The organism is uncultured Campylobacter sp. (assembly GCF_938045535.1).
Taxonomy (GTDB): Bacteria; Campylobacterota; Campylobacteria; order Campylobacterales; family Campylobacteraceae; genus Campylobacter_B.
Genome location: NZ_CALIMQ010000191.1, coordinates 1 through 2,009, shown reverse-complemented (window position 1 = coordinate 2,009; position 2,009 = coordinate 1). Strand labels below are relative to the sequence as shown.

The window sequence follows — 2,009 nt, the reverse complement described above, 5'->3', positions numbered from 1 at the left end:
CCTCAGAGCTGAGTTTGGTTTTTTAGGAGTTGTAGTATAAACCCTAGTGCAAACTCCTCTTCTTTGAGGACACTCTTTTAGCGCTGGAGATTTTGACTTAAAAGTCACTTTCTTGCGCTCTTTTCTGACCAATTGATTTATGGTTGGCACATCTTTCCTTTCACAAAAATTTATTCAAAAAGATTTGGATTATACTTTGTTTAAACTTACAGAAACGTAAATTTAACTAAATTTTAATCTCTAATCAGCACAAACTCTCCGCCGCCGCAGATCACTAAGCAAATCGCAGCAGAAAGATACAGATATACGATTTCCAGCTCAAATCCGCCCACTCCGGTAAGCGCACCCAACGGAGTATGTAGGACGTATATTATCATGAGCACGTTTGCGATCACAAGCAGAGCGCCTATGCGGCAAAATACGCCTATGATTATCATCGCGGGCGCCAGCACCTCGCCTACGTATGCGCCGTAAGCCACCAGATCCGGAATTCCTCTGGCTACCAGCATCGATTTTACGCCGTCTATGCCGTGAGTGAGCTTAAAAATTCCATGCATTAAAAGACAAACTCCAAGCCCTAACCTGACAAACAACAGACCGAAATTTATGTTGATCATATTCATGTTTCATCCTTTAAATTTAGGGCTTTTTGCCCTAAATTATTTTTTAAGTTTAACTTCCTTGTCTTTATACAGACCGGTTCCGACCGGAATTATGCGACCTAAAATTACGTTTTCTTTCAAGTCCTCTAATCGGTCAAATTTACCCGCGATACTAGCCTCGGTTAGAACCTTCGTAGTCTCTTGGAAGGACGCCGCTGAAATGACGCTATCGCTTCCTACGGCCGCACGAGTTACGCCCAGTAGCACAGACTCAGCAATCGCAGGCTCGCCACCAATTTTTATAATACGCTCGTTTTCTTCTCTAAATCTGCGGCGGCTAATCAGATCACCGACGATTAGCTGAGTATCGCCACTATCGACGATTCGGACCTGGCGGAGCATCTGTGATACGATGATCTCGATATGCTTATCGCTGATGACGACGCCTTGAGAGCGATAAACCTGTTGAATTTCGCTTATCAGATAATAATGCAGCGCCTTTTCGCCTAAAATTCTAAGCACGTCATGCGAGCTGATAACTCCGTCGGTAAGCTTCTCGCCTGCATGGACGAACTCGCCGTTTCGCACTTGGATCTGGCGGCTCTTATCGATTAGATACTCGGCACTCGTTCCGTCCTCGCCCTCGATTATAATGCGCTCTTTTGCACGCAACGCCTTATCAAAGCGGACGGTTCCGTCTATGTCCGCGATGATCGCGGTATTTTTCGGACGGCGCGCCTCAAATAGCTCCGATACGCGCGGCAAACCGCCGGTGATATCTTTTGATTTCGCAGCAGCTTTCGGCGTCCTAGCCAAAATATCTGCAATCGCTACCTGATCGCCTTTATTCGTAAAAATCGCGGTCTTCGGCCCTAGGTTGTATTTGATAGGCTCGCCCTTGCTAGGAGTTACGACGATGGCCGGTTTAACGCCTTGAGGCAGATACTCGTTGATGACCAAGCGGCTCTGGCCGGTAGTCTCGTCATATTGCTCCGTAGCGGTATATCCAGGCTCGATATCCTCAAAGCTAATCTTACCCTCGCACTCTGCGGCCACAGGGATGGAATACGGATCCCACTCGGCGATAATCAAGCGATCGTCTTTTTTAGGCTTAGCGATAAGATCTTCGCTTTTTACTACGCTATTATCATCATAGGTAATGACAGATTCGCGCGGTATGTAGTGGCGGATCGCCTCTCTGCCATTTTCATCGGAGATGACTACGTACATACCCTTCTCACTTACGACGTGACCTTTTTTGATATCTCTTAGCCTCTCTAAATAATCGCCCTTTAGGATGAAATACTTAAGCGTACCATTTGCTCCCGCTTTGATCTTTTGAGTTACCGGCTCGCCGTCTTTGACGCGAAGTTCGCTGGCAAACGGAATTCGAGTAGGGATATTCCA

The 2,009-nt window shown here is 46.5% G+C and carries 1 protein-coding gene and 2 pseudogenes; all 3 read right to left on the bottom strand.

Features of this window, described 5'->3' with window-relative positions; genetic code table 11:
- Nucleotides 1–150: pseudogene (gene rpsL, locus Q0095_RS05965) on the bottom strand (30S ribosomal protein S12); the annotation flags it as partial.
- Nucleotides 151–233: 83 nt separating this feature from the next.
- Entirely contained in the window at nt 234–623 is a 390-nt protein-coding gene (locus Q0095_RS05960) for a DoxX family protein (protein WP_297882273.1), read from the bottom strand.
- Nucleotides 624–659: 36 nt separating this feature from the next.
- A pseudogene (locus Q0095_RS05955) lies at nt 660–2,009 on the bottom strand (DNA-directed RNA polymerase subunit beta'); the annotation flags it as partial.

Excerpts from the sequence above, each read along its gene's own strand:
- Q0095_RS05960 (WP_297882273.1), bottom strand. The coding sequence starts at position 623 with ATGAATATGATCAACATAAATTTCGGTCTGTTGTTTGTCAGGTTAGGG.